Annotated in this window: 17 protein-coding genes and 1 other RNA gene; 8 read left to right on the top strand and 10 right to left on the bottom strand. The window is 37.2% G+C overall.

Annotation, left to right across the window (positions count from 1 at the left end; all coding sequences use genetic code 11):
* The first annotated feature begins 36 nt into the window (after positions 1–36).
* A non-coding RNA gene (gene ssrS / locus AO058_RS14740) (6S RNA) lies at positions 37–144 on the top strand.
* A gap of 50 nt (positions 145–194) precedes the next feature.
* On the top strand, positions 195–1,757 hold the full coding sequence (rny, locus tag AO058_RS14735) for a ribonuclease Y (protein ID WP_075327236.1): 1,563 nt from the start codon (positions 195–197) through the stop codon (positions 1,755–1,757).
* 85 nt (positions 1,758–1,842) lie between these two features.
* Here the strand turns inward: rny and AO058_RS14730 are convergent, their stop codons facing one another.
* Positions 1,843–2,805 carry an aldo/keto reductase gene (locus tag AO058_RS14730; RefSeq protein ID WP_075327235.1) on the bottom strand — a complete coding sequence of 321 codons (963 nt, stop codon included), beginning with the start codon at positions 2,803–2,805 and terminating at the stop codon, positions 1,843–1,845.
* 118 nt (positions 2,806–2,923) lie between these two features.
* The gene (xerD, locus tag AO058_RS14725) at positions 2,924–3,820 is read right to left on the bottom strand and encodes a site-specific tyrosine recombinase XerD (RefSeq protein WP_075327234.1); all 897 of its coding nucleotides are present in this window, start codon (positions 3,818–3,820) and stop codon (positions 2,924–2,926) included.
* Positions 3,821–3,936: 116 nt separating this feature from the next.
* Here xerD and AO058_RS14720 point away from each other — a divergent pair, with 116 nt between their 5' ends.
* The 4 genes from AO058_RS14720 to AO058_RS14705 all read left to right on the top strand — a co-directional run bounded on the left by AO058_RS14720 (position 3,937) and on the right by AO058_RS14705 (position 6,465).
* Positions 3,937–4,542 (top strand): porin family protein, encoded by a 606-nt coding sequence (locus tag AO058_RS14720; RefSeq protein ID WP_075327990.1) that lies wholly within the window; start codon positions 3,937–3,939, stop codon positions 4,540–4,542.
* A gap of 145 nt (positions 4,543–4,687) precedes the next feature.
* Positions 4,688–5,176 (top strand): hypothetical protein, encoded by a 489-nt coding sequence (locus tag AO058_RS14715; RefSeq protein ID WP_075327233.1) that lies wholly within the window; start codon positions 4,688–4,690, stop codon positions 5,174–5,176.
* Positions 5,177–5,317: 141 nt separating this feature from the next.
* Positions 5,318–5,740 carry a type II 3-dehydroquinate dehydratase gene (gene aroQ, locus AO058_RS14710; RefSeq protein WP_075327232.1) on the top strand — a complete coding sequence of 141 codons (423 nt, stop codon included), beginning with the start codon at positions 5,318–5,320 and terminating at the stop codon, positions 5,738–5,740.
* A complete protein-coding gene (locus tag AO058_RS14705) occupies positions 5,740–6,465 on the top strand; it encodes a diphthine--ammonia ligase (protein WP_075327231.1) in 726 nt (241 codons plus the stop codon). The genes aroQ and AO058_RS14705 overlap by 1 nt, the downstream gene beginning before the upstream one ends.
* Positions 6,466–6,643: 178 nt before the next feature.
* On the opposite strand, the gene lpdA is transcribed toward AO058_RS14705, so the two are convergent.
* From lpdA to AO058_RS14680, 5 genes are all read right to left on the bottom strand, one after another.
* Positions 6,644–8,035 (bottom strand): dihydrolipoyl dehydrogenase, encoded by a 1,392-nt coding sequence (gene lpdA / locus AO058_RS14700; RefSeq protein WP_075327230.1) that lies wholly within the window; start codon positions 8,033–8,035, stop codon positions 6,644–6,646.
* 226 nt (positions 8,036–8,261) lie between these two features.
* Positions 8,262–8,834 (bottom strand): hypothetical protein, encoded by a 573-nt coding sequence (locus AO058_RS14695; protein WP_075327229.1) that lies wholly within the window; start codon positions 8,832–8,834, stop codon positions 8,262–8,264.
* A gap of 19 nt (positions 8,835–8,853) precedes the next feature.
* Positions 8,854–9,246: a peptide-methionine (R)-S-oxide reductase MsrB gene (gene msrB / locus AO058_RS14690; RefSeq protein ID WP_075327228.1), complete on the bottom strand. Its 393-nt coding sequence runs from the start codon at positions 9,244–9,246 to the stop codon at positions 8,854–8,856.
* A 36-nt stretch (positions 9,247–9,282) separates the two neighbouring features.
* The gene (msrB, locus tag AO058_RS14685; RefSeq protein WP_075327227.1) at positions 9,283–9,777 is read right to left on the bottom strand and encodes a peptide-methionine (R)-S-oxide reductase MsrB; all 495 of its coding nucleotides are present in this window, start codon (positions 9,775–9,777) and stop codon (positions 9,283–9,285) included.
* A gap of 89 nt (positions 9,778–9,866) precedes the next feature.
* Entirely contained in the window at positions 9,867–10,736 is an 870-nt protein-coding gene (locus tag AO058_RS14680; RefSeq protein WP_075327226.1) for an alpha/beta fold hydrolase, read from the bottom strand.
* 182 nt (positions 10,737–10,918) lie between these two features.
* On the opposite strand from AO058_RS14680, the gene AO058_RS14675 reads away from it, so the two are divergent.
* Complete coding sequence (locus AO058_RS14675; RefSeq protein ID WP_075327225.1) at positions 10,919–11,740, top strand: M48 family metallopeptidase; 822 nt, start codon at positions 10,919–10,921, stop codon at positions 11,738–11,740.
* An 82-nt stretch (positions 11,741–11,822) separates the two neighbouring features.
* On the top strand, positions 11,823–13,160 hold the full coding sequence (locus AO058_RS14670) for an MFS transporter (RefSeq protein ID WP_075327224.1): 1,338 nt from the start codon (positions 11,823–11,825) through the stop codon (positions 13,158–13,160).
* A gap of 34 nt (positions 13,161–13,194) precedes the next feature.
* On the opposite strand, the gene AO058_RS14665 is transcribed toward AO058_RS14670, so the two are convergent.
* From AO058_RS14665 to AO058_RS14655, 3 genes are read right to left on the bottom strand one after another with little or no spacing between them, the layout of a single operon-like run.
* Positions 13,195–13,929: a head GIN domain-containing protein gene (locus tag AO058_RS14665; RefSeq protein WP_075327223.1), complete on the bottom strand. Its 735-nt coding sequence runs from the start codon at positions 13,927–13,929 to the stop codon at positions 13,195–13,197.
* 39 nt (positions 13,930–13,968) lie between these two features.
* On the bottom strand, positions 13,969–15,054 hold the full coding sequence (locus tag AO058_RS14660; RefSeq protein ID WP_075327222.1) for a hypothetical protein: 1,086 nt from the start codon (positions 15,052–15,054) through the stop codon (positions 13,969–13,971).
* Positions 15,038–15,604: a hypothetical protein gene (locus AO058_RS14655; protein WP_075327221.1), complete on the bottom strand. Its 567-nt coding sequence runs from the start codon at positions 15,602–15,604 to the stop codon at positions 15,038–15,040. Before AO058_RS14655 ends, AO058_RS14660 begins: the two co-directional genes overlap by 17 nt.
* Positions 15,605–15,644: the final 40 nt, after the last annotated feature.

Below are 15,644 nucleotides of genomic sequence, written 5' to 3'. Positions count from 1 at the left end.
TAAAGGTTACTGCCTGTATTAGTGATATTTTGATAAACTCAACAGAGATTCTTTAAAGAGGGTGAGTCTAAGTTGTAAAAGCGCGCCGCCTTAGAGCGGATTCTTGATCAGCTTGTTAGCCCTAAACTTGTTTTTAAGGAGTTTAATCCAAAAACCTATCTAATACAGGCTTTTTTTATACATAAATTTTAAATATGGAGATATTACTAAATATAGTTATTGGGGTTGTGGGTATAGCGATAGGGTTTGCTATTGCTAAACAGTTGGAGCGAAAAAGAGCTTCACAAACCATTAAGAACGCCAAGAAGACTGCAGCCAACATTCTTAAGGAAGCAAAATCTGAAGGAGAAAGTATCAAAAAAGATAAGATACTACAGGCTAAAGAGAAATTCATCGAGTTAAAATCGGAGCACGAGAAGGTAATTCTTAACCGGGATAAAAAGATGAACGATGCCGAAAAACGCATTAGGGATAAAGAATCGCAGGTTTCGGGAGAACTTTCTAAGAATAAAAAGCTCAATAAAGAGTTTGAAGAAAAATTAACCGATTATAATCAGCGCGTAGAATATCTTGAAAAGAAACAGGAAGAAATAGATAAACTTCGCAACAGCCAGATACAGCAGTTAGAAGTGATCTCCGGCCTTTCTGCCGATGAAGCCAAGGCACAACTTTCTGAAGCGCTTAAAGACAGCGCCCGGACAGATGCTATGGCGTTAATTCAGGATACTATAGAAGAAGCAAAATTAACCGCACAACAAGAAGCCAAGAAAATTATTATAAACACCATTCAGCGAATTGGAACTGAAGAGGCTATTGAGAATTGTGTTTCAGTCTTCAACCTTGAGAGCGATGATGTAAAAGGTAGAATTATAGGCCGTGAAGGAAGAAATATTAGGGCATTAGAAGCCGCAACCGGGGTAGAAATTATTGTAGACGATACTCCTGAAGCTATTATTCTTTCTTGCTTTGATTCGGTTAGAAGGGAAGTTGCTCGTTTATCACTCCATAAATTGGTAACCGATGGTAGGATTCACCCGGCCAGAATTGAAGAAGTGGTTAAGAAAACCCGCAAGCAAATTGACGAGGAAATTATTGATATTGGTAAGCGTACCGTAATTGATTTAGGAATTCACGGCTTAAACCCAGAATTGATCAAACTGGTAGGACGAATGAAATATCGTTCTTCTTACGGCCAAAACTTATTACAACACTCCAGGGAAGTTGCAAAACTTTGTGGCGTAATGGCTTCAGAACTTGGTATTAACCCAAAACTGGCTAAACGTGCGGGATTATTACACGATATTGGTAAAGTGCCGGAAACCGAAACAGAAGTGCCTCACGCGATCCTTGGAATGCAATGGGCAGAGAAACACGGCGAAAAACCTGAAGTTTGTAATGCTATTGGTGCTCACCACGACGAGATAGAGATGAATTCTTTACTTTCTCCTATTGTTCAGGTTTGTGATGCAATTAGCGGTGCAAGACCGGGAGCCAGAAGGCAGGTGCTGGATTCTTATATTCAGCGTTTAAAGGATCTTGAAGAGATTGCCTTTGGATTTGGAGGAGTGAAAAAAGCTTACGCCATCCAGGCAGGACGTGAATTACGTGTAATTGTTGAAAGTGAAAAAGTGAATGATGAAAAAGCTTCAAACCTTTCTTTTGAAATTTCACAAAAGATCCAGACTGATATGACTTATCCTGGACAGGTTAAAGTAACGGTAATTCGCGAAACAAGAGCGGTAAATATTGCTAAGTAGAGATAGATAATATTTTAAAAATTTCATATTTAGAAGGGTGTTTGACGTAGTAACTATTTCAAACACCCTTTTTAATTACGATTAACTAAGCTTTATAATCGTCATCGTCATAAATGTTCTGGTAAGAATTTCCTTTGGTGACAAAAAACTCGCCGGTTACATACCGGTAATGCTCGTCTAAAGCAGCAATTTCTTCTAAATCTTCTTCATTTAGATTAAGTCCGGCGCTGGCAAGGTTTTCTATAATTCTTTCCTCATTGGTAGACTTTGGGATCACCGCGGTTCCACGCATTTCATTCCATTTTATCAATACCTGGCCGGCACTTGCACCGTGCTTTTTAGCAATTTTCTTAATTACAGGATTTTCCAGTAAAGAAGGTTCGTCTTTGGCTTTCATTCTATCGGGACGGTCGCCACTGCCAAGAGGAGAAAATGCCGTAACATGAATGTTATGCTTACTGCAAAATTCCAGCAACTCATTTTGTTGTAAATAAGGATGTAATTCTACCTGGTTCATTTCTGGATATTCTGAAGTTTCTTCCATTAATTCTTCAAGTTTCATTGTGCTAAAATTAGAAACACCCACGTGTTTTACCAAACCTTGGTTTTTGGCTTCAAGCATCATTTTCCAGGTTTCTATTAGCGGCACTTCTTCTAATGATAAATATTCATCATCATTTTGAGGAAAATCCACCTCGGATTTGAATGCTACCGGCCAGTGAATTAGATAAAGGTCTAAATAATCTAATTGAAGGTCTTTCAGCGTTTTTTTCAATGCAGGAATCACATCTTCTTTTTTATGAGCGTTATTCCATAGTTTTGAAGTAATCCATACTTCTTCGCGTTTTATCTTCCCTTCAGAAAAAACTTCAGCGAAAGCTTCACCAACAGCGTCTTCATTGCCATAAGTAGCGGCGCAATCAATATGGCGATAACCGTTATTTAATGCAGTTTTTACCGCATTTTTCACTTCATCTTTTCCAGATTTCCAGGTGCCTAATCCTATGGCCGGCATTTCATCACCGTTCTTAAACTTTAATGTTTTCATTTTTTGAATTGGTTTAAATTTTTTCTTCGCAATTTTTAAAAATCAATTGGCCTTAAAATACTAATAAATACAGGCTTTTTGAAGTTTCGAAACCTGTTTAACCGAACTTTAATATAAGTTATCGTCTTGGATGATATTGCTCCATAATTTCCCGAAGATGTTTGCGGTCTACGTGCATATACACTTCAGTAGTGGTAATACTCTCGTGTCCTAACATCTGTTGGATAGCACGTAAATCGGCTCCGTTTTCCAGTAAATGGGTGGCAAATGAATGTCTAAATGTGTGCGGACTTATCTTTTTCTGAATTCCGGCTTTTTCGGCTAAACGTTTAATTATAGTGAAGATCATTGCGCGGGTGAGCTGGTTTCCCCTTCGATTTAGAAATAAAGTATCAGAAAATTCTTTGTTGATCTTTTGATGAATTCTAATTTCATCTTTATAGATATTAATAAACTTCTGTGTATAGGTTGAAACAGGTACAAAACGCTGTTTATTTCCTTTTCCGGTTACTTTAATAAAACCTTCTTTAAAGAACAGGTCTGAAATTTTTAGCTCGGTAAGTTCACTAACCCGCAAGCCACAACCATATAAAGTTTCCAGGATGGCACGATTGCGTTCGCCTTCAGCTTTGCTTAGATCGATTGTTGCGATAAGTAGGTCTATTTCTTCAGTTGATATGGTATCAGGAAGTTTACGGCCTATTTTAGGTGATTCTATAAGATTTAAAGGATTGTCTTTGCGGTAATCTTCAAAAACGAGGTAATTAAAAAATCCGCGTAAGCCAGAAATTATACGCGATTGGGAACGCGCATTAACATTGCGAGCAATTTCGTAATTAAATTGTTGTAAGATTTCTTCTGAAATTTGAAGCGGAGAGACTTCAATTTTTTTAACGCTCAAAAAGTTGATAAGTTTTACCACGTCCATCCTGTAATTAGTAATAGAATTGTTTGAAAGTCCGCGTTCTATACGAAGGTAGTTGCAATAATCCTGTAGTGCTGAAGCCCATTTCATACGTTAAAGATATAAACAATTTGCCTTAATCTTAGTAATACTTTAGGCTTACATAACATTTTATTAAGAAGCCTGTTCCTACATTTGCCCTTGTAACACTAACAAAAATGAAAGTAATGAAAAAGTCAATTTTAATTGCAGTAATTGCCGTATTTGGTTTTACTACCGCGGCTAGCGCACAGGAATTCGTGTATTTTGGAGCTAAAGGTGGGGTTAATTTCACCAATATGACTTCAGACGGATTTGAGGATGAAAAAAGCCGAACAGGGTTTCACTTAGGTTTGCTTTCTGAAATTCCATTAAGCGAACGTTTTTCTTTACAGCCAGAGGTGCTTTATGCAACTCAGGGAGTGGAAGCAAATAGAAATTTCGCTGGACAGAATGTAAATGGAGAATACCAACTTGATTATATTCAAGTGCCTGTTCTAGCTAAGATCTACCTAATAGATGGATTATCCATTGAAGCAGGACCTTCTTTTAACTTTTTAGTAGAAGAAGAATATGATTTTGAAAGTAGTATTGGTGAAGCAGAGTTTGATACTGAAGCCGGAAGTACTTTTGAATTTGGAGGTGCTATTGGTGCTTCTTACAAGTTCAACAACGGGTTCTTCTTATCTGCGAGGTATACTCAAGGATTTACAGATGTATTTGATAGCGACAACTGGGATGACGATGCTATTAAAAATAACGGGATCCAGGCAGGTATTGGACTAATGTTTTAATACAGCATTTTAACACCTATGAATAGAAAGCGGGAACTTAATGGTTCCCGCTTTTTTTATACCTGAAATCCTGTAATTCACTACTATAGGTTCTACTAATTGTTAATTACAATACCTTTAGGTAAGTAACCAAAAATGTATAATTATGAAACGTCTGGTACTTATTATTTGTTTTGCTTTATTGGGAACCACTGCTATGCAGGCACAAAGCGGATTAAGAATAGGAGCAAATGTTGGCTTACCTGTTGGAGATATTGAAAAAGTCAGTAATTTTCAAGCCGGGGTAGATTTAGCTTATATGTTAGACGTCGCTGATATGTTGTATCTAGGTCCTAAAATAGGATATACCCAATTTTTTATGGACGAAGATAATTTTGGCGGCTTTGAAGTAGATGATCCTGCTTTTCTACCTATTGCGGCATCAGGAAGAATTTCTCTTGCAAGAGGTTTCTTTTTTGGAGCCGATTTGGGCTACGCAGTAGGCTTAAATGAAGGCAACGACGGTGGTTTTTATTATAGGCCGCAAGTAGGCTATAATTTTGGAATTATTGGTTTGGTAGGATCTTATACCGGAATTAGTGTAGATGGCGGTAGCTTTGGGGCCATAAACCTGGGACTTGAATTTGGATTGTAACTGTAAGTAACCAACCAGAAATTACCCTTCTTAAAAATTGAATTTCCCTAAAAGGATCTTCTTTTTTTCTGAAGGGTTTTTTATAGATCAACTATATCTTATTTTTTACCTTTACGAGTATAACCAGCTAACCGGTAAAAAATGAAAATAATGATTATAAACGGTCCCAACCTTAACCTTTTGGGAACCCGTGAGCCTGATACCTACGGAAATAAAAGTTTTGAAACCTACTTTTCTGAACTCCAGTTTAAATTTCAAAAAACCGAACTTTCCTATTTTCAAAGTAATATAGAAGGGGAGCTCATCAACAAACTTCATGAAGCCGATAAGGAGTTTGACGGGATTGTTTTAAATGCAGCCGCTTACACACATACTTCGGTGGGATTGGGAGATGCAATTAAAGGCATACAAACTCCTGTTGTAGAAGTACATATTTCCAATACCCATTCGCGGGAAGAATTCAGGCATAAATCTTATATAGCTCCTAACGCTAAAGGGGTAATTCTTGGATTTGGACTTTTGGGATACGATTTGGCAATTCAAAGTTTTTTAAATGAAAAATGATGAAAAAAGCCTATCTAAATTGGAGTAGTGGTAAAGATGCCGCTTTGGCACTTTATAAGGTTAAGCAGGATGGAGAATATTCCTTGCAAAAATTAGTCACAACGGTAAATACAGAATTTAACCGAATTTCTATGCACGGCGTACGACTGGAATTACTGCAAAAACAGGCAGCATGTTTAGATTTACCACTTCAAAAAATAGAATTGAATGGTGAGGTTTCTATGGAAAATTATAATGAAATAATGACAATAGAAACCAACAAACTTTTAGATGAAGGATTTACCCATAGTATTTTTGGTGATATTTTTCTCGAAGACCTGAAGCGTTACCGCGAAAATCAATTAGAGGAAATAGGGGTACAGGCAGTATTTCCGCTTTGGAAACAGGATACAAGGGAGCTTTTAGAAGAATTTATTGCTACGGGATTTAAAGCAATTGTGGTTTGCGTAAATACCGCTAAACTCGACAAATCTTTCTGTGGAAGAATTCTAGACCAAAGCTTTTTAAAAGATCTACCAAAGGACGTAGATCCTTGTGGTGAAAACGGAGAATTTCACACTTTTGTTTTTGATGGTCCAATCTTTAAAGAACCAATTAAATTTAAAAAAGGGGAGATGGTAGAGAGATCGTATAAACCTGCTAAAGAATCAGATAATATTTGCTTTTCTAAAGATCAGAAATCCTGGGATACCAGTTTTGTATATTGTGATTTGTTGTTGGAATAGAAATCTAAACATTTTAACTTCTTCAAGCTGTCCCGAAGCTTTGGTATTTTTTCAGCTTTTAACATAATTTAATTTTAAACATATTAGATCCTGAAATAAATTCAGGATGACGTTAAAAACAAAAAATCCCCGAAACAATATTGCTTCGGGGATTTTAATTTTTAAAATTATATGCTTCTTAAATATGAATTACTTCATCGTAAGCAGCAGCAACAGCTTCCATCACCGCTTCACTCATTGTAGGGTGAGGGTGAACTGCTTTTAATACTTCGTGGCCTGTAGTTTCCAGTTTACGTCCCAGAACCGCTTCAGCGATCATATCGGTAACGCCGGCGCCAATCATATGGCAACCTAACCATTCGCCGTATTTAGCATCAAAAATTACTTTTACGAACCCTTCAGATTTTCCTGCAGCTTTTGCTTTTCCTGAAGCAGAGAAAGGGAATTTACCTACTTTAAGTTCGTAACCGGCTTCTTTGGCTTGCTTTTCAGTCATTCCAACCGATGCAATTTCAGGAGTGGCATATGTACATCCTGGAATGTTTCCGTAGTCTAATGGTTCTACATCCATTCCTTTTATCTTTTCCACACAAAGAATACCTTCTGCAGAAGCAACGTGAGCAAGAGCTGGCCCGTGAACTACATCACCAATAGCATAAATTCCGTCCACATTTGTTTTATAAAAATCGTCTACAACAATTTTATCTTTATCGGTCTTGATCTTAAGATCTTCAAGGCCTATGTTTTCAATATTGGTTTTAATTCCAACTGCAGAAAGTACGATATCAGCTTCCAGTGTTTCTTCGCCTTTTTTGGTTTTCACCTTAGCTTTTACTGTTTTGCCAGATGTATCTACACTTTCTACCGAAGAATTGGTCATAACCTTAATTCCTGCTTTTTTAAGACTACGCTCAAATTGTTTGGAGATTTCTTCATCTTCCAAAGGCACAACGTTTGGTAAAAATTCTACCACGGTAACCTCAGTTCCCATTGCATTGTAGAAATGAGCGAACTCAACTCCAATAGCGCCAGAACCAACAACAATCATAGATTTTGGTTGTTTTTCCAGGCTCATTGCTTCACGGTAACCAATTACTTTTTTACCGTCTTGTTTAAGGTTTGGCAATTCGCGAGAACGCGCACCAGTAGCCACAATAATATTATCGGCCTGGTATTCTTTGGTTTTATCGTCTTTATCTGTAACAGCGACTTTTTTACCGGATTTTAATTTTCCGAAGCCTTCAATTACGTCTATTTTATTTTTCTTCATTAGGAACTGAACTCCTTTGCTCATTCCTGCAGCCACATCGCGGCTACGTTTAATGACTTTTGAAAAATCCTTATCGGCTTTTTCAAGACTTAATCCGTAATCTTCGGCGTGTTTCAGGTAATCAAAAACCTCGGCACTCTTTAAAAGGGCTTTAGTTGGGATACACCCCCAGTTTAAACAAACACCTCCAAGGCTTTCTTTTTCTACAATTGCGGTTTTAAAACCTAGCTGTGAAGCTCTAATGGCGGTTACATAACCACCCGGGCCACTACCTAAAACAATGATATCGTATTTACTCATATTCGGAATTTTTTATTAGGCTTAATAAATCAAATCTCGCTTAGCGAGTGAAGTTGCGAATTTAAGGAATAATCGCTTAAACTGAAAAGTTTTCGTAAGGAGTATACCAGCTATATTAAAGGTAAAGATTTTGAATTCTATTTATGTTGTATTTTTTATGAATACAAAAAACCTCCCAGGTTTTGAAACCTGGGAGGTCTAATAAAAACTTAATATAAATGAAGGATTATTTAATCGCTTCAACTTTTTTTACATCACTTTCTTTTAAATCAAGTGCGTTCATAACAGCGTTATAGCTTGAAACATTAATACCTGTATCTTCTGCGAAAGTATCAGAAGGAAGAACTACAATACGAAAGGTTTGATTTTCGACAAAAAACGAGTCAAGATTGCTTAAATCAAAGTTACCGTCTATAAGAACTTCAACATCTCCAGCGGTATGGTTGTAGACGTATTGTATAGTGCCTTCATCAAGGAAGAAATTCTGAGGAATTAAACTCCAGGTATCTACATCGTTTCCATCATTATCCTCAACCACTTCAAGTCGATACACTAAAACTGCATCAGCCTGAGGGTTCACGGTTGCTACCTCATCTGGAATATTAATGAAATAGGAATAGGTATTAGTATCTGCAAAATAATCGAAATTAAAAGTCTGCTCATAAGTATATCCTAATCCGTCAATTCCGTCAAATCCATCTTCACCGGGAGGTCCCGGAGGTCCCTGCGGGCCCTGATCTCCTTCACAGGCAGCGAATAAAAATGTGGTCATAAATAAAATAGAAAATAATTTTTTCATAATAATAGGTGTTAAGTTGTTATTTATTAAAATTTATACTGGCCGAATTTACGCAATAGCGCTGGCCGGTATCGGTAGGACCATCATCAAAAACGTGGCCAAGATGCCCGCCGCAATTGGCACATAGAATTTCTGTTCTAATCATACCAAAGGTTTTATCCTGTACGTATTCTACTTTTCCTTCTATGGCTTTATCAAAACTGGGCCAACCGCAGCCGCTCTCAAACTTGGCTTCACTGTCAAAAAGTTTTTCGCCACAACCGGCGCAAAAATACTCACCATCTTCAAAATGCATATTGTATTTGCCGGTGTGCGGTGCTTCTGTTCCTTTTTCTCTCAATACCTGAAATTGCTCTTCAGAGAGTTGTTCTTTCCATTCGGTTTCGGGTTTTTCTATACTGTACTTTTTCATAATAAATTTTTTGTCCTTTCCGCGAAGGCGGAAATCTTATTTTTCTTCTGGTTCAAAATCCATTGCAATCCCGTTTATGCAATGTCTTTTACCAGTGGTTTCTTTTGGTCCATCCTCAAAAACATGGCCTAAATGCCCACCACAACGGGCGCAGTGTACTTCGTTTCTTTGATAACCTAATTTAGAATCAGTTCCATAAGCAACTCCGCCTTCAATGGGGCGATCAAAACTTGGCCAGCCCGTACCGCTCATAAATTTATGTTCGGTTTTGTAAAGTTCCTTTCCGCAGGCAGCGCAAACAAAAGTCCCGGCTTCTTTTATATCATTCAAAGGACTGGAGAATGCTGGCTCTGTAGCTGCTTTTCGTAAAACCTTATATTCTGCATCGGTTAGTTCAGCTTTCCATTCTTTATCAGTTTTGGAAACTTCAAACTCTTCCTGTGCTTTTTGATTTTTCTCCTGTTCTTTTTGGGCATTGCCCTGGCAGCTCATCACAAAGACGGCGAGTAAAATTGGTATTATCTTTTTCATTGTTTTTTAATTTAAATAGCTAATTATTTTATAAGGGAATAGCCATTCTAAAAACCCTGGATGGGTTTTTTCTTTTAAAAGTACAAAGATTATACCGCGATGAACGTTGTGATTTTGTTAATTACTTTAGAGTCGCCCAATATACGGCGGTGTCCTAAACCTTTTGTTAGAAAGAGTTCGCTGTTTTCTAAAGCCTCGTGAATATCGTAAGCCGAAGATATTTCTACATCTACATCATCTTCATCGTGAACAACAAGAGTAGGTATCTTTACCTCTTTAGCCGAAATTGCTCCGGAATAACTATCCATATCAATATCAAATTTTTTATCGAAATGAGCTTTCATTTTATCGGCAACCTTACGGTTCATTTTAAGGTTTCGCGCAAATTCACGGGTTATGTGGGTAATACTGTTGGCGGTGCCTATTATTACCAGTTTTTTTGTCTTCAATCCTTCTTTTACAGCTCTAAGCGTAGCCATACCCCCAAGCGAATGACCAATCACAGCTTCAAATGGACCATATTTTTCATTTAAAAGCTGAATGGAATCTATAAAATCCAGCATCATACTTTTCCTGCCGGGAGCTTTACCGTGGGCGGGAGCATCAAAGCTAATGGTACTAAAACCTTCAGCTTTTAAGGCTTCAGCTATTTTGGCTAATTGGGTTCCACGGCCACTCCACCCGTGCACCAATAAAATTTTCTTTTTGCTCTCCCCAAATTCATATACCACAACTTCACGGCCGGTTTTTGGAATTTCTGCCCGATATTGTTTAGAAAGTTTATCCATGTTTTTTTCACGCTCTGGCAGCTTATATTTAAACGGAGTTAAAAAAAGTTGCCCAGCAAACCTGCTGGCTACAAAGGGTGATAGTTTAGAGAGTACGTTGCCGGTATATCTAATATAATTAGGTACAAGTAATCTTTGTACCGGGATTTGGTCTTTTTGCTGTTTGTTCATTTTTAATTTTAGGTAATTAAGTCGCAATTTACATATTTCTTAAATGTCCCAACCCGGAAGAAACGGCTATCTACAGGATTATTCTCATTATGGTATTATTTTTGAAAACTGTTAAATGATGCTTAAAGCGATTAATAAGCATTCAAGGCTTTTGTAATTTTAACAAAACTAAACCAAAACATATGAAACTTAAAAAGACAATTAGTGTGATTGCTGTTTTACTACTCGTGGTAGCATGTAAAACCAATCCATTTACTGGAGAAAAGAATTTAAATTTTGTCTCTAACGATCAGTTATTTCCTGCTTCATTTCAGCAATACGATCAATTCTTGTCTGAAAATGAAGTTATAACTGGCACTGCCGAGTCACAAATGATTAAGCGAACAGGTAATAAAATTGAAACTGCAGCTGAGCGGTACCTAAATGCAAATGGATACCAGGGATTTTTAGAAGATTTTAAATGGGAATATAATCTTGTAAAAGATGATGCTGTAAATGCGTTTGCAATGCCTGGTGGAAAAATAGTTTTCTTTACCGGAATTTTACCGGTAGCTGAAACCGAAACCGGCATAGCCGTTGTTATGGCTCACGAGATTGCCCACGCCCTTGCCGATCATGGAGCCCAAAGAATGAGTGCAGCACAATTGCAACAATTAGGAGCAGTTGCAGGCTCAGTGGCTGTTAGCGGTAGAAGCCAGGAAACTCAGCAAATTTTTGCACAGGCTTACGGTTTGGGAACACAGTTAGGAGTAATGTTACCTTTTAGCCGTAGCCACGAGACCGAAGCCGATAGAATTGGTTTAACTTTAATGGCAATAGCTGGATATGATCCTTACGAGGCTGCCGATTTGTGGAGAAGAATGGCTGCACAAAGTGATGGGCAGGCTCCACCAGAGTTTTTAAGTACTCACCCTGCTAATGAAACCAGAATAAACAACCTGCAAAAATGGGCACCTGAAGCTGAAGCCGAAGCTAAGAAATACGGTGTTACAAGTTTCCAATAAAACATAATGTATAAATTATATGAAAAAGCTGTCTTTTAAGGCAGCTTTTTCTATTTTAGGGCTCCTTAAATATTCTGAATAAATGAATACACTCCCCAAAGGGCATAAAAAATTATTACATGCCTGGGCTTTTTATGACTGGGCAAACTCGGTTTACAGTCTTGTAATTTCTTCAGCGATTTTTCCTATTTTTTATGGAGCACTAACCATTGTAAAAGATGAAGATGGTAGTATCCTGGACGATACTGTAGATTTCTTCGGAATAAGTTTTAACAACGATTCTTTAATAAGTTACGTTACCGCAGCTGCTTTTCTGGTAGTCTCTATTTTAAGTCCGTTTTTATCTGGAATTGCCGATTATGTGGGTAATAAGAAGAATTTTTTAAAGTTTTTCTGCTATTTGGGAGCATTTAGCTGCATTGGTCTTTTTTGGTTTAGTCTGGAATTTCTTTGGTTTGGGTTATTGTGTTATTTTCTTGCACTTATCGGTTTTTGGGCAAGCCTGGTTTTTTATAATTCCTATTTACCAGATATTGCTTTTCCAAATCAGCAGGATAAAGTTAGCGCGAAAGGATTTTCTTTGGGTTATATTGGTAGTGTGATTTTATTAGTAGTCTGCTTACTAATGATTCTTAATTATGAAACTTTTGGTTTTGAAAGTGAAGCTTTACCTACCCGTTTATCTTTTGTATTAACCGGGGTATGGTGGATTGGTTTTAGCCAATACACTTATGCCTATTTACCTAAAGGAAATAAAAAAGCTGCATTTACTAAAAATGTGCTTTTCAATGGATTTAGAGAACTTCGCGGAATATGGCTCACCCTAAAACATAATACTCAACTAAAGCGATATTTAGCCGCATTCTTTGTTTACAGTATGGCTGTGCAAACCATAATGCTGGTAGCAACTTATTTTGGGATAGAAGAATTGGAGTGGGGGGAGCAAGATGCCACAACTGGCTTAATTATTAGTATCTTATTAATCCAATTGGTGGCTGTGATAGGCGCGACCTTAACTTCAAGGCTGGCTATAAAATATGGAAATATTAAAATCCTCATTTTTATAAATTTAATCTGGATTGCTATCTGCGGTTATGCTTTTTTTATAGTGATTCCGCAGCAATTTTATGTAGCGGCTGCTTCGGTAGGTTTGGTTATGGGAGGAATTCAGTCTTTATCCAGGTCTACTTATTCTAAGATGCTTCCAGAAAATGCTATAGATACTGCTAGTTATTTCAGTTTTTATGATGTTTCAGAAAAAATAGGAATTGTGATAGGAATGTTTCTTTACGGAATTGTGGCTCAAATTACCGGAAGCGTTAGAAATTCAATCTTGTTTTTAGTGATCTTTTTTATCGCCGGGGTAATATTGCTGCTACGGGTACCCATAAAAAATCCCGTCTCGAAAGACAGGATTTAATAATTTTTCTTTTTCAATTTATTTCTTCTGAATATTAATTTGAAGAAATTGAACCCGAACCTGAAGTTTTGAAATCCTGGTTTTCAGGGTTTCCTTTGTATTTAATATCTCCCGAGCCCATTACTTTAGCTTTCAATTTTTTATTGGCGGAAATTTGAATGTCTCCCGAACCCATTACTGTAGCTTCCACATTTTCAGCTTTAAGATCATAGGCTTTAAAATCTCCAGATCCGGTAACTTTACAATTAAAGTCCCTGGCTTTTCCAGATAAAAGTATATCCCCAGATCCGGTTACCGCACCTTCCAGGTTTTCAACCTCCAGATCTAATTTAATATCGCCAGAACCGGTAAGTTTGGTGCTAAAGTTTCTCGCAGTAATTGTTGAAGAATTCCAAAGATCTCCAGAGCTGGTTACTTCAACGGCAGCTAAGTCTTTAAAAGGAACAGTAACTTTAATGCCATTACTTCTGGAAGGTTTCAAATTATAACCTTTTTCTACTGAAATTTTTAGAGTACCGCCATTCACTTCGGTGGTGATATATTCTTGCAGGTTGCTTTCGGCCTCAACCGTTAAATTACCTTCGGTGCCAGAAACCAGTTCCACATCCATAGAGCCTACCAGAGAAATTTCGTCATAATCGCCGGTACTTCTTTTTTCTGAAGTCATTTCGCCGTTTCCTTTTACGGTTTCGCTGCTGCCCCACCATTGCGCCTGTACTGGAGATGATGCGATAAATAATACTGATAAAATTAAGATTAGTTTTTTCATGATTTAAGTGTAATGATTGATGAATTATTTTTAGTTTGTTTATTGTTTACTGAAAGTTACATTTCCATAACTAGTGTTTATAAAAATACTGTTACCTGAATTTTCTTCAAGATGATATCCTTCAAAAAGCTTGCCGGTATTCTCATCGTGGCGTTTCCTAATTTGCATCTCCTCAAGTCCTTTTGCACTTCCGTAAGATGATTTTACTGTAAAATTAAAGGGATGTTCTCTATCGTAACCTAGTTTTATACCGGCATAATCGGTGTTTATTTCTACTTTAGAAACTCCTTTTAAGATCTTTTCTATAGTTGCAGAACCATAATCGAGATTAAGGTCTAAAGATTCAAAAACACGACCAATTTTAGTACTTAAATAGTCTCCATTACCGACGATCCTTTTTGCTTTTTCAATATTTATACTTCCATAATCACAATTAAAATCGAGCTGGGCTACTTTTTTAATCCTTGAATCGGTATAATCGGCACTAATATTTAGTCTCTCGGCTTCTTCTATTTCATACCCGCTATAATCTGCATTTATCTCTGCATTTTTCACATAACCTATGTGGCTGTTTCGGGTGTAATCAAAATTAAGCAGGTTAGAATTTCCACGTAATTCGCCAATATCAATTTTTCCATAATCGCAGCTTATTTTTGCATTGCCTAAAAGTCGATCTATGTAAATTCCGCCGTAATCATTTTCTATATCTACGCTGTGTCTTTCAGGCGCTTTAATGGTGTAGTTAATTTCCATATTTACATTGCCAGAACTATTAAAAAGTGAACTCCACCAGGATCTGTCTTCTCTCGTAAAATGGGTTTTTGCACTCACTCCAGATGAAGATTGATTAAATTCTATATTGATCTCGTCCAGTTTCTTTTGTACTTTTTCCTCATCATCTCCATTGGTTTTTATATTCACTTCTATCACCACTTTGTTCTGACTCCAGGTAGAGATATCTACATTCCCGTAGCTGTTGTCTATCGTGAGTAAATCAGTAGCACTAACATTATAAGTTTTTGTGACCTTTTTCTCTTTGGTATGTCTCCCGTTAAGATCGCCGTGGCAGTAGCTTAAAGCCGGGGCCAGCATCGTTACCATTAATAATTTAAATATAGTTTTCATCGATTTGGTTTTTTAGAGTTTTAATATTTTCTATTTGCTCAAGTACTTCATTTAATAGGTTTATTCTTTGCTGAAAATTGGAGATCATCGCGTAGATAACCCGTTTATCTTTACCACTGTTTTGCAAGTCTTTTTTTAGTTTTTCGTACTCGGTTTCCAGTTTTTCAAGTTGTGTTAGCGCATCATTTACAATAGCTTCGGTTTCCGGCGTATTTTCAGCTTCCAGTGTTGCCAGTTCTGTTTTTATAAGCTGGGTGTAAAATTGCTGGGTTTCTTTCATTTCTGGAGAAACACTTGCCAATTCTCCTGAATTTCTGCGGGTGTTTTCATTAAAAAAACCTGCAAAAACCATAAAAGCTATCGCAAGTATTGCAGCCACCGATAGCATTGGAGCCCAAAGGCTTCTCTTGTGAGGCCTGCTACCCAAAGTTTTGGCTTGGTTATTCTGTTCTTCCAGCTTTTCCAGAAACCTGGTTCTATGGCCTGAAGCAGGTTCTTTATTTTCAAAGTCCAGCTCTTTAAAAAGCTCGTTTATATTATCTTTTTTCATAATTTTATAAATTGAAATAATCCAGTAAGTTTCTCGCAGA

It is taken from the genome of Salegentibacter sp. T436, assembly GCF_001932675.1.
GTDB classification, from domain to species: domain Bacteria; phylum Bacteroidota; class Bacteroidia; order Flavobacteriales; family Flavobacteriaceae; genus Salegentibacter; species Salegentibacter agarivorans.
This window is presented reverse-complemented; position numbering and strand designations above follow the sequence as displayed.

Bases quoted from the DNA above. Each gene is read 5' to 3' on its own strand.
- msrB (WP_075327227.1), bottom strand. From the start codon at position 9,777: ATGAAAAAGATAATACCAATTTTACTCGCCGTCTTTGTGATGAGCTGC.
- rny (WP_075327236.1), top strand. From the start codon at position 195: ATGGAGATATTACTAAATATAGTTATTGGGGTTGTGGGTATAGCGATA.
- AO058_RS14670 (WP_075327224.1), top strand. From the start codon at position 11,823: ATGAATACACTCCCCAAAGGGCATAAAAAATTATTACATGCCTGGGCT.
- AO058_RS14665 (WP_075327223.1), bottom strand. From the start codon at position 13,929: ATGAAAAAACTAATCTTAATTTTATCAGTATTATTTATCGCATCATCT.
- msrB (WP_075327228.1), bottom strand. From the start codon at position 9,246: ATGAAAAAGTACAGTATAGAAAAACCCGAAACCGAATGGAAAGAACAA.
- AO058_RS14715 (WP_075327233.1), top strand. From the start codon at position 4,688: ATGAAACGTCTGGTACTTATTATTTGTTTTGCTTTATTGGGAACCACT.
- lpdA (WP_075327230.1), bottom strand. From the start codon at position 8,035: ATGAGTAAATACGATATCATTGTTTTAGGTAGTGGCCCGGGTGGTTAT.
- AO058_RS14660 (WP_075327222.1), bottom strand. From the start codon at position 15,054: ATGAAAACTATATTTAAATTATTAATGGTAACGATGCTGGCCCCGGCT.
- AO058_RS14705 (WP_075327231.1), top strand. From the start codon at position 5,740: ATGAAAAAAGCCTATCTAAATTGGAGTAGTGGTAAAGATGCCGCTTTG.
- xerD (WP_075327234.1), bottom strand. From the start codon at position 3,820: ATGAAATGGGCTTCAGCACTACAGGATTATTGCAACTACCTTCGTATA.
- aroQ (WP_075327232.1), top strand. From the start codon at position 5,318: ATGAAAATAATGATTATAAACGGTCCCAACCTTAACCTTTTGGGAACC.
- AO058_RS14720 (WP_075327990.1), top strand. From the start codon at position 3,937: ATGAAAAAGTCAATTTTAATTGCAGTAATTGCCGTATTTGGTTTTACT.
- AO058_RS14680 (WP_075327226.1), bottom strand. From the start codon at position 10,736: ATGAACAAACAGCAAAAAGACCAAATCCCGGTACAAAGATTACTTGTA.
- AO058_RS14655 (WP_075327221.1), bottom strand. From the start codon at position 15,604: ATGAAAAAAGATAATATAAACGAGCTTTTTAAAGAGCTGGACTTTGAA.
- AO058_RS14695 (WP_075327229.1), bottom strand. From the start codon at position 8,834: ATGAAAAAATTATTTTCTATTTTATTTATGACCACATTTTTATTCGCT.
- AO058_RS14675 (WP_075327225.1), top strand. From the start codon at position 10,919: ATGAAACTTAAAAAGACAATTAGTGTGATTGCTGTTTTACTACTCGTG.
- AO058_RS14730 (WP_075327235.1), bottom strand. From the start codon at position 2,805: ATGAAAACATTAAAGTTTAAGAACGGTGATGAAATGCCGGCCATAGGA.